This window comes from Ruegeria sp. C12, from assembly GCF_056537745.1.
Genome location: NZ_JBQFSA010000001.1, coordinates 797,714 through 822,632 on the forward strand (window position 1 = coordinate 797,714; position 24,919 = coordinate 822,632).

Below are 24,919 nucleotides of genomic sequence, written 5' to 3' on the forward strand. Positions count from 1 at the left end.
GTCAGACGTGTTCGATCCGCAAGGCAACAGGCTCACCGGCGACAACATCCGTGTCGCGGAACCCGTCCAGCGCCACGTCAAGGGTCGCGCGGGTGGTCTTATGCGTCACGATCAGAACAGGCGCGGTATCTTCGCTGTGCCCGTATTGGCGCATCCGGTCGATCGAGACACCCGCATCGCCCAGAATGGCGGCGATTTTGGCCAGTGCGCCCGGTTTGTCGAACAGGGCCAGCCGCAGATAGTAAGGGGCGGGCAGGCCGGTACGGGCCGGGGTGGCGTCTTCCAGCGAATTCGCCGGGCGGCCGAAGGTCGAGATTTGCAGCCCACGCGCCAGATCGCAGACATCGCCCATCACCGCACTTGCGGTCGGGCCTTCCCCTGCACCGGGGCCACGCAGAACAACCTGTTCCACCGCGTCGCCTTCGATCACGACCATATTGGTGCCGCCTTCCAACTGACCCAGAGGCGAGTCGCTGGGCACAAGACATGGCTGCATCCGCTGTTCCAGACCGCGTGCCGTCCGCTGGGCTACGCCCAGCAGTTTGATGCGAAAGCCCATGTCATGGGCCTGATCGATATCTTCCAGGCTGATTTGTTGAATGCCTTCGATCTCGATCCCGTCGAAATTTGGTTTGGTGCCAAACGCGATCGACGACAACAGCGCAAGTTTATGCGCCGCGTCGATGCCGCCGACGTCGAGGTTCGGGTCCGCCTCAAGATAGCCAAGCTCGGCACATTCATCGAACAGCGCGTTATAGCCCTGGCGCTGCGATTGCATCCGGGTCAGGATATAGTTGCAGGTGCCGTTCATGACGCCCATGACGCGGGTAATTTCGTTCCCGGCCAGACCTTCGGTCAGGGATTTGATCACCGGGATACCGCCCGCCACGGCGGCCTCGAACCGGATGACGCGCCCTGCGGCCTCGGCCTGTTCCGCAAGGTCCTGACCGTGGATCGCCAGCAGCGCCTTGTTGGCGGTGACCACATCCTTGCCGCTGGCCAGCGCCGCCTCGACCGAGGCTTTGGCCGGACCGTTCTCGCCGCCCATCAGTTCCACATAGACGTCAATGTCGTCGCGCTTGGCCAAAGCGACCGGATCAACCTCCCACGCATAGTCAGAGAGGTTCACGCCGCGATCCTTGTTGGGGTCGCGGGCCGACACGGCCACAATTTCGATCCGACGCCCCGTGCGGGCCTGCAACAGATCCGCATGACGGCGGATGATCTTGACGACACCCACACCAACCGTTCCCAAGCCCGCAATTCCAAGCCGCAGCGCCTGTGTCATTCCGTGGGTTCCTTTCCGCTCGACATGTTCTGAAACCGGACGCTTTTGTCCGTTCAGCGCTGCCTTAGCGGGTTCAGGCCGGGGGTGCAATCCGTCACTAGGCCCTGACCGGTTTAAGCTAGTTGGTTTCAGCGTTCTGAAGCGCTTCGGCCTTTTTCTTCAGCGCCTCGCTGCGGGTGGTCAGGTCTTCTTCGACCTCTTCCGCCTCGCTGACAGGATCCACCGGTGCGCCCAGCGTGTCCTGCAGCGGGATCAGACGTGGATAGGCGGCTTTTTGGATCCCGCGCGGTTCGACCCCGTCCAACTCCGGAATATCGGCACAGCTTGCCAGAACAACCGTCAGGATCAAAAAGGGCAAAGCTTTCATCGACAAAGGCTCTCTCTGGCGCAGGTCCCCCCGTGATGCACCTTTTGCCGGATCGGATCAAGCGGGCTTCTATCTGAACGTTTGTTCAGATACGGTGTTTTCATGGCACGCACACAGGGATCACATTCGGACATCACCGGACCGCGCATTCGCAGCGCTGCGTTAAGGCTTTTTGCCCGTCACGGCTATGCGGCGGTGTCGATGCGCCAGATCGCAAAAGAGGTCGGGGTACAGGCCGGGGCGCTTTACAACTACACCCCGGACAAACAAAGCCTGCTGTTCCGCCTGATGCGCGAACACATGCAGGATCTGTTGCAGGCCTATGCCGATTTGAACACCGCATCCGATCCGCAGGAGGCGTTGCGCCGCTTTGTTGGTTTCCATATCCGCTTCCATCTGGAACGCCCGGACGAGGTCTTTATCGCCTATATGGAGTTGCGAAATCTGACGCCCGAGAACTTTACCGAGATCGAAGACCTGCGCCGCCGATACGAAGACGCGCTGGAAACGATCCTGCACAAGGGCCAGCAAGCGGGTGAATTTGCGATTTCGGACACCAAGATCGCGACCCTTGCGGTGATCGCAATGCTGAACGGCGTCATGACATGGTATCGGACCGGAGGGCGGCTGTCGCTGGACGAGGTCGAGCAGATTTACTGGGACATGGTCCGCAGCGCGGTCGCGGCCTGACCGAAGCCAGGCCGCTTTGACGGCTAATGCGCCGGGCGGATGAAGGTGCCGTTGCGCAATTCGCGAAACGCCTGTTCCAGTTCGGCCCGCGTGTTCATCACAATTGGGCCGTGCCAGGCCACGGGCTCATCAATCGGCGCGCCCGAGATCAGCAGAAAGCGCACGCCCTCGGGCCCGGCCTGAACGGTGACCTCATCGCCTGTTCCAAAGCGCACCAGAGTACGGTCGCCGGACATATCGCGGATGTTCACCTCTTCCCCGGCAACCTCTTTTTCCAGCAACACGCCGGTCGGCTGCGAGGCATCGGCAAACGCGGCCTGCCCCTGAAAGACATAGGCAAAGGCGCGGCGGTAGGTATCGATGCGAAAGGTCTTTTTCACACCCGCCGGGATCTGAACATCCAGATACTGAGGGTCCGCTGCAATGCCATCCACCGGGCCGGTCTTGCCCCAGAACTCACCCACAATCACGCGCACGATTGTGCCGTCATCGTCGATGACCTCGGGGATGTCCTTGCTTTGCACATCCTGATAGAGCGGCGCAGTCATCTTCTGGGCCGAGGGCAGGTTGCCCCAAAGTTGAAAGCCATGCATCTGACCGCTGGTATTCCCGTGCGGCATCTCCTGATGCAGAATGCCCGACCCGGCGGTCATCCATTGCACATCGCCTGCGCCCAGCGTGCCGCTGTTGCCAAGCGAATCCGAATGCTCGACCGTTCCGGCCAGCACATAGGTGATGGTTTCGATCCCGCGATGGGGGTGCCATGGAAATCCGGCCTGATAGTCCTGCGGACGCTCGTTGCGGAAATCATCGAACAGCAGAAACGGGTCCAGTTCCGACGGATCCTGAAATCCGAACGCGCGATGTAATTTGACGCCAGCCCCTTCCATCGTGGGCATGGCTTTGCGGGTTTCCAAAGTGGGTCTCAGGGACATGAGTGCCTCCTATTCCTTTGCACAGCATGTAACCCCTGCATTGCTGCGGTCAATTTGCATAAACCCACTGGACTTGTGCGAATTTGTGCAGATATCGGTGGCCCTGTTTTTCCGTGGAAAAAGCGGATAGACGGGTCCCGTACAAAGCGGAGGCATCCATGCAAGATGAAGTGCTGGCAACAATAGAGGCCTCAGCGCCCAGACGCTGGGCGGGGGTTGTCATGTTGTCAACTGTTGGCCTTCTTGTCCTGTATGTCGCCTTTGCCACCCCACCCGCGCTGATGTGGCAGATTTTCCTGCTGATCGTTGGCGCGGCGGCTATGTGGCTGGCCTATCGCGTCTGGCACGCAACGCAGGACCGGATCGAACTGACCCGAACCGAACTGCGCACCGGAACGGGGCAGGTGATCGCAATCGTGGACGAGATCGAAGCCGTGGACCGGGGCGTGTTCGCCTTCAAGCCGTCAAACGGGTTTCTGGTCCGCATGCGGTCGAAACCGGGTAACACCTGGGCACCAGGATTGTGGTGGCGGCTTGGACGACGTGTTGGCGTCGGCGGCATGACCGCCGCCTCCGAGGCCAAGTTCATGTCAGAAATGCTCTCGGCCATGCTGATGGAGAGGGAAGGGGTTTAGCAGTCGTCAGCTGCGACAATCTGCGTATATCCACGCGGTTGAGTGAAAATAAACTTGTCGATGGCGAACGAATGATCCCCGTACCCGATTCTGAAGGGTCGAGTATACCAGTCTTTTGTTTCGACCAGGATCATTGTGGCCCTGTCCGCCATTACAGGAATACGCCCTTTGAATTCTTCGTTAAGAGTTTGGTTATCCAATTCGTCAAAGCTGTCGCCTCGGACGCAAGACCAGAGCTTTTCGTAGCTTCCTCCGTCCGCCTCGTTTTCGCCCGCGTTAAAGCGGACGAAAGAAATTCGCATAGACACAGTTGACCGGTCTGCGACCATGAATTTTTGCAGGTCATACATGTTCGAAATGTAATTGGCCGTAACCAAGTTCTTTTCGCGAGAAAGAATGTCAGCGACTGCATAGGCCGCCTTCAGGTTTCGAGCGCTTTGACGATAGCCGTCAAAGAATGTGTAGGAGGCCCAGATTGACCAGAACAGAAGCGGAAAAATCATGACCGCCTCGATGCTCACGATCCCGTCCTCCTTGCGGAAGAAACGTGCGAGCCGATTGGCTGTTGGTTGAACGATGTACTTCTTAAAACGGTTCATGGACAAACACCGTTGTTGAATGCAGTTCGTACTGGCCGTCTGGGTCTTGTTGGGCCAATCGTCCCAGCGTTGTGCCAAAAAACAGCGGATCGACTTCAATGCAAGCCCGAACGACCATCAATTGATTGGACGTACCGGGCGTGAACAACTGGTCTTCTTTTCCGCGCACTTCTTCAGGCGTATCAACGCAATAAGGGTTGCTGAATACGCTGCCGAGATCTGACTCGGGATTGTCGCTGAAGATACTGTCTTCTGCGTAAGGATTGATCGAGAGCATTTCCAATGCCAGATTGTCGAAACAATCCGGGATGACGCCAGCCTTGTCGCAAATGATCTGTTTCAGCAAGGTATGCGTCCACACTGCGCCGATGCTAGAATCGTATTCTTCAATGCGGTTCATGCGAACGTCCTGAATGGTTTCGTCCAGTGCCCGCTCCAGGTTGGTGTGGTTCCAGGCCACGATTCCCATCTCAACGCCGGAATAGGTTGTCATCATGAAGACCGGGAACCAGAACACGAATTCAATAGTGGCCATTCCGTCTTCTTTGCCGCGAAATCGGCGCAGATTATTTAAAAGGCGTGTGATCATTGTGTGAGCCTCAGGTTTCGAATGCTCGATGTAATCGAAGCAAACACGTTTGGCAGATCTTCTGGTGTGGCTTCATAATATGTTCCGACGTCCGTGCGGCAATGCTGCATGATCGCGCGGCCCGCGCTCGGGGCTTCCAATGAGATAGTAAAGATTACGACACCCATTTGGTCTTTCGCGTAGGTGCACATCGAGCGCACACGAGGATCTTTCGTACCCTGGCCGCTTGACGAAACGGCGTCATAGTAAAAGTCGTAGGCCCAGCTAGAACCGTAGTAGTCATAGAAGCGCTGGTACAGGTTGTATCGCGTTGCTCGTTCCCACAACTCTGGCCACGTCAGATTGTCCGAAGGCTGTACGTCTAAGTCGAGGTAGGTTTTTACGCGCGGATTGTCCCTATCAAGGCTTACGCATTCACCCGTGGTACCGGAGAAGGCCAGGCAGCGGTACTGAATAAACCCCCTTACGTACTCACCGGTTGGGTCTACTTCTTCAGCTGTCGCGACGCTGTCCGCGTTTACGTAAGTGAGGGTATCGGTGTTTACAATCGTGTTGCCAAAACAAGTGGGCTGGAGCTCGTCTCTAACCCAATACGCGCCGCCATTTGACGAGTCCCATTCGATCATGTCGACATCTGGCCAGATGTAGTCTGTACCGAATTCAATGGTGATTTCGTCATTTTCATCCAACTCTGCGTATGAAACGTATTCGTTCAGCCCATCGTTCCAGCAAACGCCGGACTTACCATCGCGGTAGGGATCGTTCGTCCAGTATTGGGTCGTATTCGCACCGTCCGTCATAAGTATCATAACTTTGAGTGTATCACCGCTTCGCGGGTTGTCCGGGCGAGATGCGAACTCGGATGGAACATCACCTGCGGCCGCCATCTGCGCAACTACGGGTTGGAAGCTGTCGTCAAGCAGGGTCAGGCCCCATTTAACGCCAAGGTCGATCGACGTATTCCCATCCGCGACAAACGATTCAATTTTATCTTTTAGAAGGTCTGCATCCTTCTGAAAAATCATTGCTTCACGGTTCTCGTCGGTCTCACAAATTTCGCTGTAGACCAGATTGTTATTCACCGGGCGCTGGTCGTAATTGTTCCAAGGAGTGAAATGCAGTGTGCGATCATACACCAGGTTCAGATCGAAATCGCTGGTCTGAAACTGCGCAGTTTCAAAGTTGATGCAGTTAGCATGCGGATTAACACCGTCGGTGTTCAGGTATCCCATCACAGAATCCGGCAGCGCAACTTGCGTCGCGTAAGGAATGATCGAAATCGACATTTTGCCGTCTTCGGATTTATCGACCATTTCCTGCACAAATTCCTGTGCCGCCAGTTTCAGCGTCGTAAGGCGGCTGTTCCGGTTCATCGAGCCAGAAACATCCAGAACCATCGAAATCTCGACATTCCCCAGCGCTTCTTCCGCGGCGCTTACAACCGAAGTCGTGATCGTATCAACGTCCCACCACTGCATGAAGTGCATTTTGACGGGCATAACTGCGGTCGCCTCGACGCGACGGAAACCTTCGATGGTCACAGCGTCGGAACCGCAAAGGTTTGCAGGTTCGATGACAATTTCATCGGTCAGAAGAAACTCTTTGAGACCTTCTTTATCCAAGTAATCTTCTATGACTTCAGTGGGGCAAAGGTCCTGCGCCAGATCGGTTGCCGCCAGAACTGCACGATCCAGCGAGTATTGCAGCCGCGCGCGCTCGTGGTCGAAGCGCATGATGTCAACAGCAAATCCTCCGACGGCAAAAACGATCATGATGAGGACCAGCGTAAAGATCGTCATGGTTCCGTCTTCTGACCGGACAAACGAATGCGGCGCAGATCCATGCCGGTCTGCGCGCTTTGGTTTGTCGATAATCCGCTTCCAGTCAAATTTCTTCATAACGAGTCCCTCTGCCGGTCAGGCACACTGATCTCAGTCCGTCGCAACTTTAATAAATTAGCCGTGGAACGTGGCGAGATTTGGGCGCCTTTGCCACTATGATGCTATTATTGAATGAAAATCGGCCGCAGTTTGGGGTTGCTTGTCAGCTTTGTTTCGTCAGGGCGAACAATTCCCAGGGGAGTCTTAACCGGACGACTCAGGCCCTTAGCCGATAACCAATCCTTCAGGAAGTGATGAAAAAAAGTGCAAGAGAAGATTGCAGCATCGAGTAAGTGGTGCGACAAAACGTCATGACGTTTGTCAGTTACCGGTACGGAGGATTTTATGACCGGCATCAAAGAACCCAGCTTTCGTGAGAGTGTTGACCTGATGTTCAACAGGGCAGCGTCCCTGATGGATATGCCCCCGGGGTTGGAGGAAAAGATACGGGTCTGCAACGCCACCTACACGGTGCGGTTCGGTGTTCGATTGCGCGGCGAAATTCACACGTTCACCGGTTATCGCTCGGTTCATTCCGAACATATGGAGCCTGTAAAAGGCGGTATTCGTTACGCCACGGCGGTCAACCAGGACGAAGTCGAGGCGCTGGCCGCGCTGATGACCTACAAGTGTGCGCTGGTTGAAACGCCCTTTGGCGGCTCGAAAGGCGGGCTATGCATCGATCCGCGCCAGTATGAGGAACATGAGCTGGAACAGATCACGCGGCGCTTTGCCTATGAGCTTGCCAAGCGTGACCTGATCAATCCGTCGCAAAACGTTCCAGCCCCAGACATGGGGACCGGTGAACGTGAAATGGCCTGGATGGCCGACCAATACGCGCGGATGAACACGACCGATATCAACGCTCGGGCCTGTGTGACCGGCAAGCCGCTGAACGCGGGCGGCATCGCCGGGCGGGTCGAGGCAACGGGGCGCGGCATTCAGTATGCTCTGCGCGAGTTTTTCCGCCACCCGGAAGACATCGCCAAAGCCGGGTTGTCCGGCAAATTGGACGGGAAACGCATTGTGGTGCAGGGGCTCGGCAATGTGGGCTATCACGCTGCGAAATTCCTCAGCGAAGAAGATGGCTCGCGCATTGTGGGGATCATTGAATGGGATGGAGCGCTGTATAACCCTGACGGTATCGACGTCGAAGCCGTGCGCCAGTGGATCGTCAAGCATGGCGGCGTCAAGAATTACCCGGACGCGACCCACTCTGCCGAAGGCGGGGCCGTGCTGGAGGCCGAATGCGACATCCTGATTCCGGCTGCTTTAGAAGGTGTGATCAATCTCAGCAACGCTGAGCGCATTCAGGCGTCGCTGATCATCGAAGCCGCGAATGGTCCGGTGACGGCCGGGGCAGATGAAATCCTGCGCAAAAAGGGCACGGTGATCATCCCTGATATGTATGCCAATGCGGGCGGTGTGACGGTGTCCTATTTCGAGTGGGTCAAGAACCTCAGCCATATTCGCTTTGGCCGGATGCAGCGCCGTCAGGAAGAGGCGCGGCATGAGCTGATTGTCAGCGAATTGGAGCGGCTCGATCGCTATCTCGGTGATGCCTGGTCGATGTCGCCGGACTTCAAGGCCAAGTACCTGAAGGGCGCGGACGAGCTGGAGCTTGTGCGGTCGGGCCTGGATGACACCATGCGCATTGCCTACCAGTCGATGCGCGAGGTCTGGCACAGCCGCGACGATGTCGAGGATTTGCGGACCGCGGCCTATATTGTCGCAATCGACCGCGTGGCCAGCAGCTATCGGGCCAAGGGACTCTGATCTCGGCCGGAAGGGGGGCGGTTGGTCCGCCCCCTCATGAAACACCAACAACCTTTCCGAAATGGGCAATGGCAGGTCTGGCTGCGGGCGGGTAAGCTGCCGTCGAACAAACGATTCCGGGAGACCTAAATGTTGCGTATCGCTATCGCCGCCGCTTTGCTTGCCACGCCCTTGGCCGCTGCTGAAACCAAGGAAGAAAGCTGCAAGTATCAGGCCGATGTGGTTGCCGCGATTCAGCAGGCGCGTTTGGACAGGGTGAAGGAACGCGATGTCCCGCAGGCCGTTGCCGACAGCAGTCCGACCTGGCCCGAGAACTACAATGCCGCGATCCCGCTGATCACGCCCTGGGTCTACGAACAGAAGATGCGCGACGTGCGTAAAAAGGACCTCGGTGCCGCCTGGTTGGAGCTGTGTTTGCAGCAGTAATCCACAATCCCGCATTTCCTTGTGGATAAGCCCGTGCCTTCCCCTTGGCGCGGGTTTTCATTTCTGGCAGGTTTGATCCATGTCTTTGCCCCCCGGATTTCTGGATGAGTTGCGCACCCGGCTGAGCCTGTCTCAGGTCGTTGGCCGCAAGGTCATGTGGGACCCGCGCAAATCCAATCAGGGCAAGGGAGATATGTGGGCGCCGTGCCCGTTTCACCACGAAAAAACCGCGTCATTTCATGTAGATGATCAAAAAGGATTTTATTACTGCTTTGGCTGCCACGCGAAAGGCGATGCCATCAGTTTCGTGAAAGAGACCGAGAATGTCTCGTTCATCGAAGCGGTCGAGATTCTGGCGCGCGAGGCCGGGATGCCGATGCCTGCCCGTGACCCCAAAGCGCAGGAAAAGCAGGACCGCCGCTCTCAATTGGCCGAGGTGATGGAGCAGGCGGTACAGTTTTTCCGGCTGCAACTGAAGACCGGGGCAGGGGCCGCCGCGCGCGACTACCTGACCCGGCGCGGGCTGGACGCGCAGGCGTTGGATCGGTGGGAGATCGGCTTTGCCCCCGATGGCTGGCAGGCGCTGTGGGATCATTTGACCAATAAGAACGTGGCCGAGGATCTGATCCTGGGCGCAGGGCTGGCCAAGCCCTCGAACAAGGGCAAAAAGCCCTATGACACCTTCCGCAACCGGATCATGTATCCGATCCGCGATCCGCGCGGGCGCTGCATTGCGTTTGGTGGTCGCGCGATGGACCCGAATGACAACGCCAAATACCTGAACTCACCCGAGACGGACCTGTTCGACAAAGGCCGCAATCTTTACAACCATGGCCCCGCGCGTCAGGCGGCGGGCAAGGGGCAGCCGCTGATCGTGGCCGAGGGCTACATGGACGTGATCGCGCTGGCCGAGGCCGGATTTGGTGCGTCGGTGGCCCCTTTGGGGACGGCGATTACCGAACATCAACTGCAACTGCTGTGGCGTGTTTCGGACGAGCCGATCATCGCGCTGGATGGTGACACGGCGGGTCTGCGCGCGGCGATGCGGGCGGTTGATCTGGCGCTGCCGTTGCTGGAGGCCGGTAAGTCCCTGCGCTTTGCCATCATGCCCGAAGGGCAGGACCCTGACGACCTGCTGCGCGCCGAAGGGCCGGGGGCCGTACAGGCGGTTCTCGATGGTGCGATCCCGATGGTCAAGCTGCTGTGGCAGCGCGAAACCGAAGGCAAGGTTTTCGACAGCCCCGAACGCAAGGCGGCGTTGGACAAGGTGCTGCGCGATAAGATCAAGCTGATCCGCGACCCATCGATCCGCTCCCATTACGGGCAAGAGATCAAGGATTTGCGCTGGCAACTGTTTCGCCCGCAGAGACAGTCACAAAACCGTGCGTGGCAACCGCGTGGCAAATGGCAGCCGCCGAAACAACCGGCAACGCCGGGCGCGCGGTCGTCATTCCTGGCCTCTTCGGAGAATGCGGATATCCATCTGCGCGAAGCGGCCATTCTGGCCATCGCCATTCTGAACCCGCAGGTGGTTGTTCAGTTCGAACACCAGCTTGAGGATATGGAATGCCGTGATCCGGATCACGCGGCCCTGCGTGATGCCATTCTGCGCCACGCGATCGACGATCCGGACAATCTGAAAGACCACATCGCTGAAACTTTGGGGCCCGAGCCCCTTGAAAACCTGCTGGGCCTTCGCCATGTCGCAGTGATCCCCTGTGTGTTCAAACCGGGCGACGTTGAAAAGGCCGAGATGACGCTGGCCGAGGAACTCGCGAAAATCAAAGCGCTCCGGGGGTTGGATGCTGAGATTGCCGAAGCAACTGAGGAACTGTCCGACTTGGCTGACGAGTCACTGACGTATCGGGTGGGTCAGGCCGCCGAAGAGCGCAACCGCGCAAGCCGCAGCCAGAACGAGGACAGGGCCATTTTCGACATCGCCGACAACGGTGCGCGAATCAACCGCGACGAGAAGGATGCGTTTGAGGCGATCATGTCCGGTATCAATTTCGAGCGGAAACGCCGGTAAAGTGGTGTTTTCATAAGGCACTGGAAAAGAAAAACGGGTAAACGGGTGGCCGAATCAGTTTCACGCGCTAATGATTCGGTTCCAACGAATCACCCATCCCTGCAGGAGCATTGAATGGCCGCCAAGGATACGAACGAAGACCGCAAATCCGACGAGCAGGAACAGGAAATCTCGCTGGACATGAGCCAGGCCCAGGTCAAGAAGATGATCGCCGAGGCCCGCGAGAAAGGTTACATCACCTACGATCAACTCAATCAGGTCCTGCCGCCTGATCAGGTCAGCTCGGAACAGATCGAAGACGTCATGTCGATGCTGTCCGAAATGGGCATCAACATCATCGAAGATGAAGAGGCCGAAGAGGAAGAGAACAAGGGCTCGACCGAACTGACCACCACCGAAAGCAACCGTGAGGTTGCGCTGGCTGGTGCCGCCACCGAAAAACTGGACCGTACCGACGATCCCGTCCGTATGTATCTGCGCGAGATGGGTTCGGTCGAACTGCTCAGCCGCGAGGGCGAGATTGCCATCGCCAAGCGGATTGAGGCTGGCCGGAACACCATGATCGCCGGTCTGTGCGAAAGCCCGCTGACCTTCCAGGCGATCACCATCTGGCATGACGAATTGCTGTCCGAAGACATCCTCTTGCGCGATGTCATCGATCTGGAGACCACTTTTGGCAACCAGATGGACGAGGACGGCGATGTTCAGGAGCCTGTGGTGGATACTTCCGCCGTTCAGGCCACCAAACCCGCCAAGGACACCGGCCCCGAACTGGATGCCGACGGTAACCCGCTGAACAATGACGACGATGACGACGACGACGATCAGGCCAACATGTCGCTGGCCGCGATGGAAGCCGCGCTGAAAGATCAGGTTCTGACCACGCTGGAACGGATCTCGACCGACTTTTCGATGCTGTCGGAAATGCAGGACAGCCGGATTTCAGCGACTCTGAACGAGGATGGCTCGTTCAGCGAAAAAGACGAAGAGACCTATCAGAAACTGCGCGCTGAAATCGTCGAGCTGGTGAATGGCCTTCACCTGCACAACAACCGGATCGAAGCGCTGATCGACCAGCTTTACGGCATCAACCGCCGGGTCATGTCGCTGGACAGCTCGATGGTGAAACTGGCCGACCAGGCCCGTATCAACCGTCGTGAGTTCATCGATGCCTATCGCGGGCGCGAACTGGACCCGAACTGGCTGGCCGAGATGGCCGAAAAGCCGGGCCGGGGCTGGCAGATGTTCATTGAACGCTCGACTGACAAGGTTGAAGAACTGCGCAACGACATGGCTCAGGTCGGTCAGTATGTCGGTCTGGATATTTCTGAATTCCGCCGCATCGTGCAGCAGGTTCAAAAGGGCGAGAAAGAGGCGCGTCAGGCCAAGAAGGAAATGGTCGAAGCCAACCTGCGTCTGGTGATCTCGATTGCCAAAAAATACACGAACCGTGGCCTGCAATTCCTTGATCTTATTCAGGAAGGTAACATCGGACTCATGAAGGCGGTGGACAAGTTCGAATACCGCCGCGGGTACAAGTTCTCGACCTATGCGACATGGTGGATCCGTCAGGCGATCACGCGGTCCATCGCGGATCAGGCGCGGACGATCCGTATTCCGGTTCACATGATCGAAACGATCAACAAGCTGGTCCGGACTGGCCGCCAGATGCTGCACGAGATTGGCCGCGAGCCGACGCCGGAAGAACTGGCCGAAAAGCTGCAGATGCCGCTGGAAAAGGTTCGCAAGGTGATGAAAATCGCCAAGGAACCGATCAGCCTGGAAACACCCATCGGCGACGAGGAAGACAGCCAGCTTGGCGATTTCATCGAGGACAAGAATGCCGTTCTGCCGCTGGACAGCGCCATTCAGGAAAACCTCAAGGAAACCACGACTCGCGTTCTGGCCTCGCTGACCCCGCGCGAAGAACGGGTTTTGCGGATGCGCTTCGGCATCGGCATGAATACCGACCACACGCTGGAAGAGGTCGGCCAGCAGTTCAGCGTGACCCGCGAACGTATTCGCCAGATCGAGGCGAAGGCGCTGCGCAAGCTGAAACATCCCAGCCGGTCGCGCAAACTGCGATCTTTCCTGGATCAATAGAAATCAAAGGCGCCCCGGATCCGAGGCGCCTTTTTTCTTTGCCATCACGGTTGGCTAGCACGCCAAACACATTGGCGCGAACTCACAAGGATCGGGTTCAGCACATCCTTATATCGGCCCTGCCCACTCATGGGACGGGCCGGGGCGAGGCGCAATCGCTGATGACCCCCGGTTCTAGTTGCGGATCGGATGTTCGACACGGGTTTTGAAGGCGCTGGGGGCCTGACCCGTCCACCGCTTGAACGCGGTCGAAAATGCCGCCTGATCCGCATATCCCAGCGAATAGGCGATCTCGGCCAGCGGCATCCGGTTGGTGATGAAGGTCTGCGCAAGATCGCATCTCAGGTCTTCGACAATCTCGCGGAAGCTTGTGCCTTCATCCTTTAACCTGCGCGCAAGAGTTCTGGGACTCATGCCCAGATTGGCGGCGGCCTCTTCGGCCTGAATGATATGGCCGGGCAGCGAGCGGGTGATCAGCCCTTCGACCTTGGCGCGGGTCTTTTGCTGGGGGGACCGGCGCTCGGCCAGGATACGCTCGCCATATTCCAGCAGATGCGCGCGCAGCTTTGGGTCATAGGTTGGGACGGGCAGGTCCAATGAGGACAAGGACAGAATGATCTCCATCCGCTCTGCACCAAAAACAACCGGAAAGCCTGCAAGTTTCTGAAAGGCCTTCGCGTTTTCGCCGATCTCGTGCTGAAACCGCATTTCGATGGGATAGAACTGTGTCTGGGTCAGGTTCCGCATTCGCGCCAGCGCGGCGAACAACAGAAACTCGGTTCTGCGATGATAGCGGGCAAAGCTGGGGTCTTTCCAATCCGCCTCGAACGCTGCGAAATTCCCGGCCATGCGCAGACTGAACGCTATGGAGGGATCAATTATGCCGTGAAACCGGGACGTGTTTTCGGTCACTTGCTTCAAATCGCGGGAATACTTGCTGATATATCCTGTCAGGGTTGAAACCGAGGTCACGTCCAACCCGGCCCGTGCGGCAAAGGTGATGTCGCGAAGCGCGTCGCAGGCATAGCGGACAAACAGCGCTTCTTTATGCGCGTCATAGGTGGTGGCGGCGGGATCCATATGGTCGGGTGCCAACCCGCTTTGCGCAAGAACACGTTGCGAGGTCGAGGCATTGCCGCTGTGCCGGTCCAGCGATTGGGTCAGGATATGAAGACGGCCGATATCAACATCCATTGCGGTGCCCTAATGCAACTAACCAAAACCGCCCTAGGTGGTGTGAAACCTGTTAGGCGCATTGGGATCATAGGCTGAAATGTCCGGAAATCGAATGGAATTGTCCGATGCGATCAAGAGATTGCCCCGAACGTATCCTACATCGTCAGTGCTGTCGGGTCGCGACCTTTATGGGGATGAGGTCAGAGCCACCATGCGATCGCCGCGATCGCGCGGAGGCTCCCCGGCACGCGCGCCGTCCCGCCATTCTTGTCGCATTGCCTGATCGAACGCTGCGTGACACCGTATTTTTGCGCAGATCGCGGAAAGGCGGTGATGTCATGCAAAAGTCTGATGTTTCGCGGAAAACTCACGATGGCAGCCTCATCGTCTTTGATGGGGTCTGTGTCCTGTGTTCCGGGTTTTTCCGCTTTATGCTGCGGCATGACAAGGCGCAGGTGTTTCAGTTTGCTACAGCTCAGTCACCATTGGGGCAGCGCCTTTACCGGGAACTCGATCTGCCAACGCAGGATTTTGAAACCAATCTTGTGATTGTGAATGGCGTGGTTCATCAGCGCCTCGATGCCTTCGCAGTGGCGATGGGGCAGTTGCGCGGGCCATGGCGTATTCTGTCGCTGTGCCGGATCCTGCCTAGGTTTGTGAAGGATCCGCTTTATCACGCGATTGCACGCAACCGATATGCCATCTTCGGAAGGTCGGAAACCTGCCTTGTGCCGGATGCGGCGACCCGCTCGCGCTTTGCTGTGCAAGGGTTTTAGATGGATCCATTTTTGCAGGCTGCGGCGGAACCGACAGGGCTTCCCGAGGCGTTACATGACTTGCACAGCAAGGAAGGCACATACGTCGGTCGCTGCGATATTCAGCGGGGACAAGGGTGGCTGGCCGGTTTGTCTTTGTGGTTAGGGGGGTTCCCCCACTCCGGGCGCGACGTTTCGGTCAGGGTCACGGTGTCTCGGCGCGGGCCGGGATGGGAATGGAGGCGCGATTTCGGAGGGCATATCACCCAGTCCCGCTTGTCTTTTGATCGACAGTCCAACTGCGTGCGAGAGGATTTTGGTGCCTTGTCCATCTGGTTGAAACCGGTTGTGGCCGGGGCGCGCTTGCAGATCAATATCCGGCGTTTGACCCTGTGGGGCATTGCCGTTCCAAACGCACTGCTTCCGCAGTCGTCAACGGTCGAATGGCAGGACGATCAGGGCCGGTTCCGGTTTGACGTGTCCGCGCGCGCGCCGCTGGTCGGGCAGTTGATCCGCTATCATGGCTGGCTCACGCCCGATCACAGTCACCCGCCAGTGGTCTGAACAGGTTGTGAGGGGGCCTGTTCAGCGCCGGACCCGATCCTAATATTTTGATCACACACAATCAGGGAAGAGATTAACAATGAAACAGATTTTAGCCTGCGTAACGCTCGCCGCCTTTGCCCTTGGCATTCCCGTCACCGCTGACGCCGCCCGCAATGGATACCGAACCGAGCCGATCAACGGCACCGATTTCGAAGTCATCCCGCGCGCCCAGCAATTCACCGACGGGTATTGGTGTGCGGCCGCCGATTTTGCCCGGCGCAAATTGGGGGCCGGCTGGCAGCAGCAAATTTACGTCCTGCGCGGATATGGGCCCAGCGTGACCACCGGGCGCAAGACGGCCGTTCAGTTTACGCTGAAAAAACCGGCCGAGGTTCCCGCGCAACCCAGCTTTGTCTTGACGCCCTTCGTTCCTGGGTCCAGCGTATCTGTGCAAGGGGCCGAGGCACGGTGTAGGACGCGCCCGTTCATAAACTGACGCAGTGGTGAAACAGCGCGGATGCAGACAGAATTCTCGATCCAGACGCAAGGCCCCGGACTCTATAAATTCACCAAGGATGTGCATCGCTGGCTGAACCCGGTGGCGAAGGATGGCGTATTGACGCTGTTCGTTCGCCACACCTCATGTTCTTTGCTGATTCAGGAAAACGCTGACCCCGAGGTTCAAATCGATCTGCACGCGTTTTTTGAACGGCTTGTACCGCCCTCGAACCATCCCTCGATGGCTTATCTGCGCCACACATATGAGGGGCCGGACGATATGCCAGCGCATATCAAGGCGGCGCTTATGCCGGTCTCGCTTTCGATCCCGGTCTCTGGGGGTCGTATGGCACTTGGGACATGGCAGGGGATTTACCTGTTCGAACACCGGACCGCACCGCATCGCCGTTTGGTCGCTGCGCATCTGGGGTAACCCTTTATCTAGGGGTTGAAAATTCCGACTACCCAAATCCTAGCGGCTGCCCTATAGTTGTGGATAAGTAAGCCGTAGCGCTTACAAAAAGAGGCCGAACATGGGACGAGGAGACGGCGGATGCGCTGCCCGTTTTGCGGAAATATCGACACTCAGGTGAAAGATTCACGCCCGGCAGAGGATCACGTCGCGATCCGCCGACGCCGCTTTTGTCCGGCCTGTGGGGGTCGGTTCACCACCTATGAACGCGTGCAACTGCGCGATCTGGTGGTGATCAAAACCAACGGCAAACGTGAGGATTTCGACCGCGACAAGCTGGAACGGTCAATCCGCATCTCGATGCAGAAACGCCCTGTTGATCCCGAGCGGATCGATCAGATGATCTCGGGGATTGTCCGGCGTCTGGAAAGCATGGGAGAGACCGACATACCCTCCGAAAAGATCGGTGAGATTGTCATGGAAGCTCTGGCGCGGATCGACACCGTAGCCTATGTTCGCTTTGCGAGTGTCTACAGAAACTTTCAGGCGGCCGATGATTTCGAGGAGTTTGTCCACGAACTGCGCCCGCCGCAGCCTCCGACGGACGAGTGAGCGAAACAGATAAGCGATTTATGGCGCTGGCCTTGTCATTGGGTCAGCGCGGCCAAGGGTCATGTTGGCCTAACCCGGCAGTCGGGTGCGTTGTCGTGCAGGGTGGCAGGATTGTCGGGCGAGGCTGGACCCAGCCCGGCGGGCGACCCCATGCGGAAACCGAGGCTTTGGCTCAGGCAGGAGACGCGGCCAGGGGCGCGACGGCCTATGTGACGCTGGAACCCTGTTCGCATCACGGTAAGACACCGCCTTGCGCTGCAGCCCTGATCGAGGCTGGGGTCGGGCGTGTTGTTGCAGCCGTGGAAGACAGTGATCCCCGCGTGGCGGGGCAGGGCTTTGCCATGTTGCGCGAAGCCGGGATCGAGGTTGAAACCGGCGTTCTGGCCGAGCAGGCCGAACGGGATCTGGCAGGCTTTTTCCTGAAGACCGAGCAAGGCCGCCCCTTTGTTACCCTGAAACTGGCCAGCAGCTTTGACGGGCGCATTGCAACCCAGACCGGGCATAGCCAGTGGATCACGGGCCCCGAGGCGCGCCGCGCCGTTCACGCGATGCGCGCGCGTCATGATGCGGTGATGGTGGGGGCAGGCACGGCGCGGGCGGATGATCCGTCGCTGACCGTGCGTGAATTGGGCGTCGCGCAGCAGCCTGTGCGCGTTGTCGTGTCCCGCCATCTCGACCTGCCGCTTATGGGGCAGCTTGCCCGCACAGCAGCCGAGGTTCCGGTCTGGCTGTGCCACGGCCCCCATCCCGATGCCGAACGTGCGCGCGCTTGGGACGGGCTGGGCGCGCGCCTGATCCCCTGTGCCTTGCAGGATCATCACATCGACGCGGCGGACCTGTTGCAGCAACTGGGTCAGGCCGGATTGACTCGTGTGTTCTGCGAGGGTGGCGCCGCGCTTGCCGCCTCGCTGCTGGAAAAGGACCTGGTGGATGAGCTGGTCGGCTTCACGGCAGGCCTGACCATCGGGGCCGAGGGTTTGGCCGCAGTTGGTCGGTTGGGGCTGGAAAAGCTGGACGCGGCCCCCCGGTTTGAACTGATCGAAACCCGCGCTATCGGTCCCGACATTCTGCATCGTTGGCGACGTCCAACGCAGTGACGTTCCGATCAGCGCCACAAATGCGCATGTGTGGCAAACGCCCCCTGAAGCTTGGACAGCAACCGGTTCAAAGGCCCCGTTGGCGCGGCCGTGTCGCTGGCCAGCCGATCAACGGCGACTTCGACCGGGCAGGGCTGTCCGGTCAACGGATCCATGTAGCGCGGGTAATCAATCAGCGTCGCATGAACCAGCCCCATCAAAGACGGGCGCGCGCCGCGCCGGACAGGCACCGCACCCAGATCGTTTGTCAGCCCCCAACCGGCATAAAAGGGCGCGCCCAGCGTCGTGACCTGAACTCCGCGCAAAAGCGCCTCGAAACCCATTAGCGAGGTCATAGTCCAGACTTCGTTCACATGAGGCAGCAAAGACGCCGGATCGCAATTGTCGAGGATCAGATCCGCCAGTTCCTCCGCTTCAATGCGCCCCTCACGCAGCCCGGCTTCGACATCGGGATGAGGTTTGTAGATCAAAACGGCGTCCGGATTCGCCTCCCGCGCGGTTTGCAGCAGCTCAAAATTGGTGTGCACGCCGCTGGTGCCCAACAGGATCGAGGCATCATCCTCAACTTGTCCCGGCACAAGAATGCGGTGCCCATCTGGCAGGGTCGGAGCGGGCTGGCCGGTGTTGTATTTGCTCAGACCGTCCGAGAGCAGCCTGCTGACCAGCCGTTCGGCCCGCCGTTCCTGATCGGGGCGCAGGGTTTCGCGCTGGGCGATCAATTCCTCCAACCGGCTAGGCCGTGTGGGGTCGTAGTAAATCCCCAGATCGTCCGACACCAGTGACAGAGGCGGAACCAGCTCGGCCCCCAATCCGCGCGAGCGCAAAAAGCCATCCTCGACCCGAATGGCCCCTTCGGCATCCCGGGCCTGATTGGCCCAGACCATGTGGGGGCGATCGGACGTTGTCGGCGGGGCCGAGGTGAATTGCATCTTTTTGTGACGCCCAAACATCTGTTGCAGATGCTTGCGCTTCCACAGCCGCATGCCCGACGCGGTCCAGCCAAACCGATCCTGCCGCCACGCGCGGCTCAGCGCTTCGAGCGTGTCCAGAACGGTTTCCAACTCGCACAATTGGTCCTGATATGGGTCGTACCAGACTGGGTAAAGCAGCATGGATGCCGCGAATAACTGCGGTCGGGTCAGATTGCGGGTGCGGCGCGGGATTGGGTTTTCATCCTGCGTCAGCCCCCAACCCGCATAGAAAGGCTGCCCAAAGACGCGGGGCTTGTGACCGGCCAGAATAGCCTCGAATCCCAGTTGCGACGACAGTGTGTAAACAGCAACCGCGCCTTCCAGCAGGGACCACGGGCTGATCGGGTCGCTTAGAAAGGACACCCGGTCAGACAGGTCCTGATCGCTGAAATGCCCCGCGCGATGGCCGGTCTGCGTTTCCGGGTGCGTTTTGATGATGATCCTTGCGCCCGGGTTTTCCTCTTGCGCGATCACCAGCATTTCGCGGAAGCGGGCATAGTCGCCGCCACTGGCCGTTACTGCCGCATCACCTAGGGTCTGATCGATGACAAGCACATATCCGGGGTCGGGTGGTGCAATATCCAGATCAAAGGCCGAGTATTTGCTGAGATGCAGGTCTTTCAGTCGCGCGATTGCCCCCCGAGCCCGGTCCAGCAGCGCAGTGTCATCCAGCGGGTGCGTGGCCAACAGGGTCTCAAGATCAGATGGCGCAGACGGGTCGAAATGCAGACCTGTTCGATCCAACAGCAGGCCCAGCGGCGCTTCGCCCTGACGACCGGGGTGAAGCGAGCGCAGAAACGCGTCTTCGACCCGCAGGACCGGGGCATCGTACTTACCCGCAACGCGCAGGCCGCGATGGGCGGTCGGACTATTGCCCCAAACCCCAACCATGTCGCCGGGTTTCAGCAGGCCCAGACGAATGTCATAGCCAGCCAAGGACAGGATGCGCCGAATGCGCCGATTGGTCAGAAATCCCCCATTATACACAAACAGCCGAGAGCGCTCCGCCCCGGCTGCGGTGTCCATTTCGGGGGTCACGGATCAGTTGCCGGTCAGGGTCGCGACGTTTGCAACCGGAGTCAGCCCGCCCGCGATAAGCGAGATCGATTTGCTCCACTGCGCATAAGGCGCTTCGGTCACGTAGATCGTGTCGTCGTCGCGGATGACAAAGTCACGGGCGATGAACAGGCCATTCGGCGCGGTGAGGTTGAGCAGGTAGATCATCCGCTGATCGCCTTGCAACTCGGCCCGGCCCGTCACGCTGCGGGCGATGTCCTGACGTTCTTTCCGCAGGATGAAAATCCCAGTCGGATCCGATGACAGGCCTTGCAGGCCGCCGACCTGCGCCAGGGCTTCCAAAGCTGACAGGTCCTGAGTGTCAAAGGCGATACGAGATTGCCCGCCGGTTGCGCCAAGCGCGATGTAGGACCGGCTGTCCGCCTCGACCAGGATACGGTCGCCGCCACGCAGCGCCACATCCAGCCTTGGATTGGTGAACAGGTCTTCATACCAGACCGTACCCTTTTGGTCGCCCCGGATCAGGGTGACCAGCGCAATGTCCGATCCGACGGCCACGCCGCCCGCCTGAGACAACATGCCCAGCAATGTGCGGGTGGGGCGTTCAATCGGGTAAATACCGGGGGCTCCAATTGTGCCTGTCAGCGACACGGTCGAGCCATCGCCGGCAACGCGGCGCACCTCGACCTGCGGGTCAGGGGTTTGTTCCTGCAAGCGGTTGGTGATCAGGATGCGCAACTGCTCGGGCGTGTTCCCGGCGGCGCGCAGGCGTCCGGCATAGGGTACAAAGATGAAACCTTCGCTGTCGACTTGCACTTCGTCCAGCGCAGTGGCCGAGCCGGTTTCGCCAGCCAGCAATCCGTCATCCACGTTTTCCCAGATGGTCAGGCCCAGAACATCGCCGGGGCGCACCGTATCGGCCGCCACGCTTTGCGCACTGCTGAACGACGACGAAAAGCCAAACTGCGGAACGCTGGAGGTTGCCCGTGTGACGCGATCATCAACTTCAACCACGAAGGCATTGCCGCCATTTTCGACCGAGCCTGCCAGAATCTCTGATTTGTTCGGTCCGGATTTGGGAAGCTGACACGCGGCCAAAAGGCCGCAAAGGCCGACAAGGGTAATCCCCCGCATCCATCGGATTGGAAAGCTCTGCACTGCCGATGATCCTCAGTATTCTTAGTTTTGGGAAACTTACCCGCTTCGGGATACAACATCCAGCAGAGGATGCCCCATTTCACTCAACGAGCCGCAACTGTGGCGTCAGTGCCTCGTTGTTTCTGAGGACACTCTGATAAGGATCGTTGGCGCGCAACATCATATCTGCGGCGCGGCGCAGCAGTTGCCGGCGCCCCCGGCGCGAATAGAACCCGCCCGGAACCTGACTGGTTTCCAACAGGAACTGACGATAGATGCGGTAGGCCTTGGCGTCCGGCATCTCGGGATTTGCATAGAAGTCTTCGATGGCTTGATGCGACACGAATTCTGGTTTGTCATAGACCGATTTGCCGAAGATCCGCAGCGGAATGCCTCGCCACAGCACCTGTTGACCGGCCGTTGAGTTGATCGTGACGGCCGAGTTCGCCTCATCCAGCAGTTTGGCCAGCTTGCCGCCCGGCACATAGTGAACGCGATCTTCGATCCCAAGCGCGCGTGCCATCTGACGTACGCGGCGACGCAGCGGTTCGCGGTGGTTTTCCAACGGGTGTTCCTTGATCACCAGCCGATGATGTCCCGGCGCGCCCTTGGCAAAACCCGTGATCATCTGTTCGAGAAACGCGCTCATCCCTGAGTAATCGGAATGCGCCTGAACCGAGCTGTCGTGACCCAGTTGCAAAAGAACAAGGTGATAGGGGTGGGGGCTTTTGCGGACCAATCCCGTGGACCAACCCCTTTGAATGCGATGGAACGGCATCAGCGCCAGCCGCTTGAAATATAGCCGGAATTCTTTTGACACCGGCAATTCCCGGTGCGGGCGGAAGTTCCGGTAACGGCGGTTCAGGAACAACACGAACCAATGGTAAAGCGCGCCGTAGAAGATGTGCTGGCGCATATCCCCCCAATGCGACGGTGGCGGCGGGGACTGCGTGTCCGAATGCTCCAGCGCCTGTTGCATATCCTCGACATTCAGCGACATGAGGCGCGAGTTTCCGTTCGAGCCGCCACGCTCATACGTGACCCACCAGGGCCTCAGATACCCTTCTTCGAATACATGCACGGTGATGCCGCGCGACCGCGCGATTTCAACGGCGCGCGTATGCACCGGGCGGGTGTCGCCATACAACACAATGTCGGTCACGCCTTTTCCGACGATCAGGTCAATCAGGGTTTCGGACCAACGATCCGGCGTGTCGCGAAAAGGGATATAGCTGGATTTGTCGAACCAGAACGCCCGATCACCTGCGTTGAACCCCACGCGCCAGACTTGCGCGCCCGATGCCTGCAACATCCGCCCAAGGGCGCTGAAAAACGGCCCATGGGGCCCCTGAAGAAACAGGAAGACGCGGTTATTTCGGGCGGTGGTTGAGTGGTTCATCTTGGTGACAATATCCAAACTTCTGGGCGAATCTATGCCGTATCTCGCCAGTTTTTTGTTCAATCCGGCCTTTTTTACCGTGTCGGGTCCTTGCCCGCGCAAGGGGATGGGCGTACCTCAGCTTGTGAAAACACGCTCAGGTTAGGGAACGAGGGTTAACAGGATGTTTACAGGGATCGTCACCGATGTCGGCACTGTCACCGAGTTGGAGCAGCAAGGCGACCTGCGCGCCCGCATCCAGACTGCCTATGACACGTCCGGCATCGATATCGGGGCGTCGATTGCCAGCGATGGCGTGTGCCTGACCGTGATCGCGCTGGGCGACGATTGGTATGACGTTCAAATCAGCGCCGAGACGGTGTCTAAAACCAACCTGAACAGCTGGACCACCGGATCGCGGGTGAACTTGGAACGCGCCTTGAAGGTGGGTGACGAACTGGGCGGTCATATCGTCTCGGGCCATGTCGATGGCGTTGCCGAGGTTGTTGCGGTTGAGGATGAGGGCGACAGCACAAGGGTCACGTTGCGCGCGCCTGCGGATCTGGCGCGGTTCATTGCGCCGAAAGGGTCGGTTGCGCTGAACGGAACCTCGCTGACCGTCAATGACGTGGACGGTCGTGATTTTGGTATCAACTTTATCCCGCATACCAAAGAGGTCACGACCTGGGGTGATGTTGCTGTCGGGGATCACGTTAACCTCGAAATCGACACGCTGGCCCGGTACGTCGCCCGCCTGGCCGAGATGTCCTGACCGCGAAATACGTCGCGTCCTGACAGGCCAGCGCCGTTTGCGCTCTGGCCTTTGGGCGCAGTGTGGTCTATCCCGCCTTGCAGAAATGCTCTTGTGAAAGGCTGCCCCATGAGCTTTGAAACCCCCGGTCCGGTCGAGGCCCAACTGCGTGACGCGATCAGCCCGATCGAAGAGATCATCGACGAGGCGCGCAAGGGCCGGATGTATATCCTGGTCGATCACGAGGATCGCGAGAACGAAGGCGATCTGGTGATCCCGGCTGAATTTGCCGATGCCGAGGCGATCAACTTCATGGCCACCCATGGGCGCGGGCTGATCTGTCTGCCGATGACCGCCGAACGCGTGGATGCTCTGGGCCTGCCGATGATGGCCGTGAACAACTCGTCGCGTCACGAGACGGCCTTCACCGTGTCGATTGAAGCGCGCGAGGGTGTATCCACCGGGATTTCCGCCGCCGACCGCGCGCTGACGGTGGCAACTGCGATCAACGAGCAGAACACGATGGCCCATATCGCAACCCCCGGCCATATCTTCCCACTGCGTGCCAAGCGGGGTGGGGTACTGGTGCGTGCAGGCCATACCGAGGCCGCCGTAGATATCTCGCGTCTGGCGGGGCTGAATCCGTCGGGTGTCATCTGTGAGATCATGAAGGCTGACGGCACCATGGCGCGTCTGCCCGATCTGGTGGAATTCGCGCAAGAGCATGACATGAAGATCGGTACGATCAGCGATCTAATCACCTACCGGTCGCGCAATGACAATCTGGTAGTCGAAACCTCGCGTGAAACCGTCAACTCGGAATATGGCGGCGAATGGGAGATGCGGATTTTCACCGATCAGACGCACGGCATCGAGCATGTGGTGATGGTCAAAGGCGATGTGACTACACCAGAGCCGGTTCTGACCCGCACCCACGCCCTGCACGAAGCGCCGGATATTCTGGGCCTCGGCCCCAAATCCTCGCGCGAGTTGCCGCGCGCGATGGAGAAGATCGCAGAAGAGGGGCGCGGCGTGGTCTGCCTGTTCCGGCAGCCGCGTAACTCGCTGTATGCGGCCGAAGATGAAGGCCCGCGCACGATCAAGCAAACCGGTCTGGGCGCGCAAATCCTGTCCAAGATGGGCATTCAGGAACTGGTGCTGCTGACGGACTCGCCTGAAACCGTATATCTGGGGCTCGACGCGTTTGGCCTGTCCATCGTCGGTACCCGTTCGATCCTGAAGGAAGACTGAT

The 24,919-nt window shown here is 58.8% G+C and carries 24 protein-coding genes; 14 read left to right on the forward strand and 10 right to left on the reverse strand.

All coding sequences use genetic code 11. The annotated features are described in order from the left end of the window. Position 1: 1 nt before the first annotated feature. Positions 2-1,288: a homoserine dehydrogenase gene (locus ACR0C9_RS03655; protein WP_480780404.1), complete on the reverse strand. Its 1,287-nt coding sequence runs from the start codon at positions 1,286-1,288 to the stop codon at positions 2-4. 118 nt (positions 1,289-1,406) lie between these two features. Then, positions 1,407-1,655, reverse strand: a complete 249-nt coding sequence (locus ACR0C9_RS03660) for a hypothetical protein (RefSeq protein ID WP_170621565.1) — start codon at positions 1,653-1,655, stop codon at positions 1,407-1,409. Positions 1,656-1,757: 102 nt separating this feature from the next. On the opposite strand from ACR0C9_RS03660, the gene ACR0C9_RS03665 reads away from it, so the two are divergent. Then, a complete protein-coding gene (locus ACR0C9_RS03665) occupies positions 1,758-2,345 on the forward strand; it encodes a TetR/AcrR family transcriptional regulator (protein WP_170517700.1) in 588 nt (195 codons plus the stop codon). A 23-nt stretch (positions 2,346-2,368) separates the two neighbouring features. Here ACR0C9_RS03665 and ACR0C9_RS03670 read toward each other — a convergent pair whose 3' ends face one another. Then, positions 2,369-3,280: a pirin family protein gene (locus ACR0C9_RS03670; protein WP_480780405.1), complete on the reverse strand. Its 912-nt coding sequence runs from the start codon at positions 3,278-3,280 to the stop codon at positions 2,369-2,371. A 221-nt stretch (positions 3,281-3,501) separates the two neighbouring features. Between ACR0C9_RS03670 and ACR0C9_RS03675 the strand changes: the two genes are divergently transcribed. Further along, positions 3,502-3,915 carry a hypothetical protein gene (locus ACR0C9_RS03675; protein ID WP_480780406.1) on the forward strand — a complete coding sequence of 138 codons (414 nt, stop codon included), beginning with the start codon at positions 3,502-3,504 and terminating at the stop codon, positions 3,913-3,915. Here the strand turns inward: ACR0C9_RS03675 and ACR0C9_RS03680 are convergent. Genes ACR0C9_RS03680 through ACR0C9_RS03690 form a run of 3 tightly spaced genes read right to left on the reverse strand, consistent with a single transcriptional unit; the run spans position 3,912 to position 7,001 of the window. Further along, on the reverse strand, positions 3,912-4,514 hold the full coding sequence (locus ACR0C9_RS03680; protein ID WP_170451602.1) for a hypothetical protein: 603 nt from the start codon (positions 4,512-4,514) through the stop codon (positions 3,912-3,914). The genes ACR0C9_RS03675 and ACR0C9_RS03680 overlap by 4 nt on opposite strands. Then, positions 4,501-5,103 (reverse strand): TadE family protein, encoded by a 603-nt coding sequence (locus ACR0C9_RS03685; protein ID WP_170451600.1) that lies wholly within the window; start codon positions 5,101-5,103, stop codon positions 4,501-4,503. Before ACR0C9_RS03685 ends, ACR0C9_RS03680 begins: the two co-directional genes overlap by 14 nt. Further along, positions 5,100-7,001, reverse strand: coding sequence for a pilus assembly protein TadG-related protein (locus ACR0C9_RS03690; RefSeq protein WP_480780407.1), 1,902 nt, complete (start codon positions 6,999-7,001; stop codon positions 5,100-5,102). The genes ACR0C9_RS03685 and ACR0C9_RS03690 overlap by 4 nt, the downstream gene beginning before the upstream one ends. Before the next feature lie 327 nt (positions 7,002-7,328). Between ACR0C9_RS03690 and ACR0C9_RS03695 the strand changes: the two genes are divergently transcribed. The 4 genes from ACR0C9_RS03695 to rpoD all read left to right on the forward strand — a co-directional run bounded on the left by ACR0C9_RS03695 (position 7,329) and on the right by rpoD (position 13,317). Continuing rightward, positions 7,329-8,759 carry a Glu/Leu/Phe/Val family dehydrogenase gene (locus tag ACR0C9_RS03695; RefSeq protein ID WP_480780408.1) on the forward strand — a complete coding sequence of 477 codons (1,431 nt, stop codon included), beginning with the start codon at positions 7,329-7,331 and terminating at the stop codon, positions 8,757-8,759. A 129-nt stretch (positions 8,760-8,888) separates the two neighbouring features. Continuing rightward, positions 8,889-9,185 carry a hypothetical protein gene (locus ACR0C9_RS03700; RefSeq protein WP_480780409.1) on the forward strand — a complete coding sequence of 99 codons (297 nt, stop codon included), beginning with the start codon at positions 8,889-8,891 and terminating at the stop codon, positions 9,183-9,185. A gap of 79 nt (positions 9,186-9,264) precedes the next feature. Next, positions 9,265-11,214 carry a DNA primase gene (gene dnaG, locus ACR0C9_RS03705; protein WP_480780410.1) on the forward strand — a complete coding sequence of 650 codons (1,950 nt, stop codon included), beginning with the start codon at positions 9,265-9,267 and terminating at the stop codon, positions 11,212-11,214. 114 nt (positions 11,215-11,328) lie between these two features. Beyond that, a complete protein-coding gene (rpoD, locus tag ACR0C9_RS03710) occupies positions 11,329-13,317 on the forward strand; it encodes an RNA polymerase sigma factor RpoD (RefSeq protein ID WP_480780411.1) in 1,989 nt (662 codons plus the stop codon). Between the two features lie 174 nt (positions 13,318-13,491). On the opposite strand, the gene ACR0C9_RS03715 is transcribed toward rpoD, so the two are convergent. Next, on the reverse strand, positions 13,492-14,511 hold the full coding sequence (locus tag ACR0C9_RS03715) for a helix-turn-helix domain-containing protein (RefSeq protein ID WP_480780412.1): 1,020 nt from the start codon (positions 14,509-14,511) through the stop codon (positions 13,492-13,494). A 320-nt stretch (positions 14,512-14,831) separates the two neighbouring features. Between ACR0C9_RS03715 and ACR0C9_RS03720 the strand changes: the two genes are divergently transcribed. From ACR0C9_RS03720 to ribD, 6 genes are all read left to right on the forward strand, one after another. After that, complete coding sequence (locus tag ACR0C9_RS03720; RefSeq protein WP_170451586.1) at positions 14,832-15,269, forward strand: DCC1-like thiol-disulfide oxidoreductase family protein; 438 nt, start codon at positions 14,832-14,834, stop codon at positions 15,267-15,269. After that, a complete protein-coding gene (locus ACR0C9_RS03725; protein WP_480780413.1) occupies positions 15,270-15,812 on the forward strand; it encodes a DUF4166 domain-containing protein in 543 nt (180 codons plus the stop codon). Between the two features lie 79 nt (positions 15,813-15,891). Next, positions 15,892-16,290, forward strand: a complete 399-nt coding sequence (locus tag ACR0C9_RS03730; protein ID WP_170630328.1) for a hypothetical protein — start codon at positions 15,892-15,894, stop codon at positions 16,288-16,290. A 21-nt stretch (positions 16,291-16,311) separates the two neighbouring features. After that, positions 16,312-16,725: a secondary thiamine-phosphate synthase enzyme YjbQ gene (locus tag ACR0C9_RS03735; protein ID WP_480780414.1), complete on the forward strand. Its 414-nt coding sequence runs from the start codon at positions 16,312-16,314 to the stop codon at positions 16,723-16,725. A 120-nt stretch (positions 16,726-16,845) separates the two neighbouring features. Then, complete coding sequence (gene nrdR / locus ACR0C9_RS03740; RefSeq protein WP_170451578.1) at positions 16,846-17,316, forward strand: transcriptional regulator NrdR; 471 nt, start codon at positions 16,846-16,848, stop codon at positions 17,314-17,316. Next, the gene (gene ribD, locus ACR0C9_RS03745) at positions 17,313-18,413 is read left to right on the forward strand and encodes a bifunctional diaminohydroxyphosphoribosylaminopyrimidine deaminase/5-amino-6-(5-phosphoribosylamino)uracil reductase RibD (protein ID WP_480780415.1); all 1,101 of its coding nucleotides are present in this window, start codon (positions 17,313-17,315) and stop codon (positions 18,411-18,413) included. Before nrdR ends, ribD begins: the two co-directional genes overlap by 4 nt. Before the next feature lie 8 nt (positions 18,414-18,421). On the opposite strand, the gene ACR0C9_RS03750 is transcribed toward ribD, so the two are convergent. From ACR0C9_RS03750 to ACR0C9_RS03760, 3 genes are all read right to left on the reverse strand, one after another. Beyond that, on the reverse strand, positions 18,422-20,410 hold the full coding sequence (locus ACR0C9_RS03750; protein WP_480780530.1) for a capsular polysaccharide biosynthesis protein: 1,989 nt from the start codon (positions 20,408-20,410) through the stop codon (positions 18,422-18,424). A 15-nt stretch (positions 20,411-20,425) separates the two neighbouring features. Next, on the reverse strand, positions 20,426-21,535 hold the full coding sequence (locus tag ACR0C9_RS03755) for a polysaccharide biosynthesis/export family protein (RefSeq protein ID WP_170451572.1): 1,110 nt from the start codon (positions 21,533-21,535) through the stop codon (positions 20,426-20,428). Positions 21,536-21,638: 103 nt separating this feature from the next. Continuing rightward, positions 21,639-22,937, reverse strand: coding sequence for a capsule biosynthesis protein (locus ACR0C9_RS03760; protein ID WP_480780416.1), 1,299 nt, complete (start codon positions 22,935-22,937; stop codon positions 21,639-21,641). 163 nt (positions 22,938-23,100) lie between these two features. Between ACR0C9_RS03760 and ACR0C9_RS03765 the strand changes: the two genes are divergently transcribed. Together ACR0C9_RS03765 and ribB are read left to right on the forward strand one after the other, a co-directional pair. Then, positions 23,101-23,688, forward strand: coding sequence for a riboflavin synthase (locus ACR0C9_RS03765; protein WP_170451568.1), 588 nt, complete (start codon positions 23,101-23,103; stop codon positions 23,686-23,688). A 108-nt stretch (positions 23,689-23,796) separates the two neighbouring features. Continuing rightward, positions 23,797-24,918, forward strand: coding sequence for a 3,4-dihydroxy-2-butanone-4-phosphate synthase (gene ribB / locus ACR0C9_RS03770; protein WP_170621575.1), 1,122 nt, complete (start codon positions 23,797-23,799; stop codon positions 24,916-24,918). Position 24,919: the final 1 nt, after the last annotated feature.

Coding starts and splice junctions, on each gene's coding strand:
- ACR0C9_RS03660 (WP_170621565.1), bottom strand. CDS start 1,655: ATGAAAGCTTTGCCCTTTTTGATCCTGACGGTTGTTCTGGCAAGCTGT.
- ACR0C9_RS03750 (WP_480780530.1), bottom strand. CDS start 20,410: ATGGACACCGCAGCCGGGGCGGAGCGCTCTCGGCTGTTTGTGTATAAT.
- ACR0C9_RS03690 (WP_480780407.1), bottom strand. CDS start 7,001: ATGAAGAAATTTGACTGGAAGCGGATTATCGACAAACCAAAGCGCGCA.
- dnaG (WP_480780410.1), top strand. CDS start 9,265: ATGTCTTTGCCCCCCGGATTTCTGGATGAGTTGCGCACCCGGCTGAGC.
- ACR0C9_RS03725 (WP_480780413.1), top strand. CDS start 15,270: ATGGATCCATTTTTGCAGGCTGCGGCGGAACCGACAGGGCTTCCCGAG.
- rpoD (WP_480780411.1), top strand. CDS start 11,329: ATGGCCGCCAAGGATACGAACGAAGACCGCAAATCCGACGAGCAGGAA.
- ACR0C9_RS03760 (WP_480780416.1), bottom strand. CDS start 22,937: ATGAACCACTCAACCACCGCCCGAAATAACCGCGTCTTCCTGTTTCTT.
- ACR0C9_RS03685 (WP_170451600.1), bottom strand. CDS start 5,103: ATGATCACACGCCTTTTAAATAATCTGCGCCGATTTCGCGGCAAAGAA.
- ribB (WP_170621575.1), top strand. CDS start 23,797: ATGAGCTTTGAAACCCCCGGTCCGGTCGAGGCCCAACTGCGTGACGCG.
- ACR0C9_RS03700 (WP_480780409.1), top strand. CDS start 8,889: ATGTTGCGTATCGCTATCGCCGCCGCTTTGCTTGCCACGCCCTTGGCC.
- ACR0C9_RS03680 (WP_170451602.1), bottom strand. CDS start 4,514: ATGAACCGTTTTAAGAAGTACATCGTTCAACCAACAGCCAATCGGCTC.
- ACR0C9_RS03655 (WP_480780404.1), bottom strand. CDS start 1,288: ATGACACAGGCGCTGCGGCTTGGAATTGCGGGCTTGGGAACGGTTGGT.
- ACR0C9_RS03720 (WP_170451586.1), top strand. CDS start 14,832: ATGCAAAAGTCTGATGTTTCGCGGAAAACTCACGATGGCAGCCTCATC.
- ACR0C9_RS03755 (WP_170451572.1), bottom strand. CDS start 21,535: ATGCGGGGGATTACCCTTGTCGGCCTTTGCGGCCTTTTGGCCGCGTGT.
- nrdR (WP_170451578.1), top strand. CDS start 16,846: ATGCGCTGCCCGTTTTGCGGAAATATCGACACTCAGGTGAAAGATTCA.
- ACR0C9_RS03695 (WP_480780408.1), top strand. CDS start 7,329: ATGACCGGCATCAAAGAACCCAGCTTTCGTGAGAGTGTTGACCTGATG.
- ACR0C9_RS03675 (WP_480780406.1), top strand. CDS start 3,502: ATGTTGTCAACTGTTGGCCTTCTTGTCCTGTATGTCGCCTTTGCCACC.
- ACR0C9_RS03735 (WP_480780414.1), top strand. CDS start 16,312: ATGCAGACAGAATTCTCGATCCAGACGCAAGGCCCCGGACTCTATAAA.
- ACR0C9_RS03670 (WP_480780405.1), bottom strand. CDS start 3,280: ATGTCCCTGAGACCCACTTTGGAAACCCGCAAAGCCATGCCCACGATG.
- ACR0C9_RS03715 (WP_480780412.1), bottom strand. CDS start 14,511: ATGGATGTTGATATCGGCCGTCTTCATATCCTGACCCAATCGCTGGAC.
- ACR0C9_RS03730 (WP_170630328.1), top strand. CDS start 15,892: ATGAAACAGATTTTAGCCTGCGTAACGCTCGCCGCCTTTGCCCTTGGC.
- ACR0C9_RS03665 (WP_170517700.1), top strand. CDS start 1,758: ATGGCACGCACACAGGGATCACATTCGGACATCACCGGACCGCGCATT.
- ACR0C9_RS03765 (WP_170451568.1), top strand. CDS start 23,101: ATGTTTACAGGGATCGTCACCGATGTCGGCACTGTCACCGAGTTGGAG.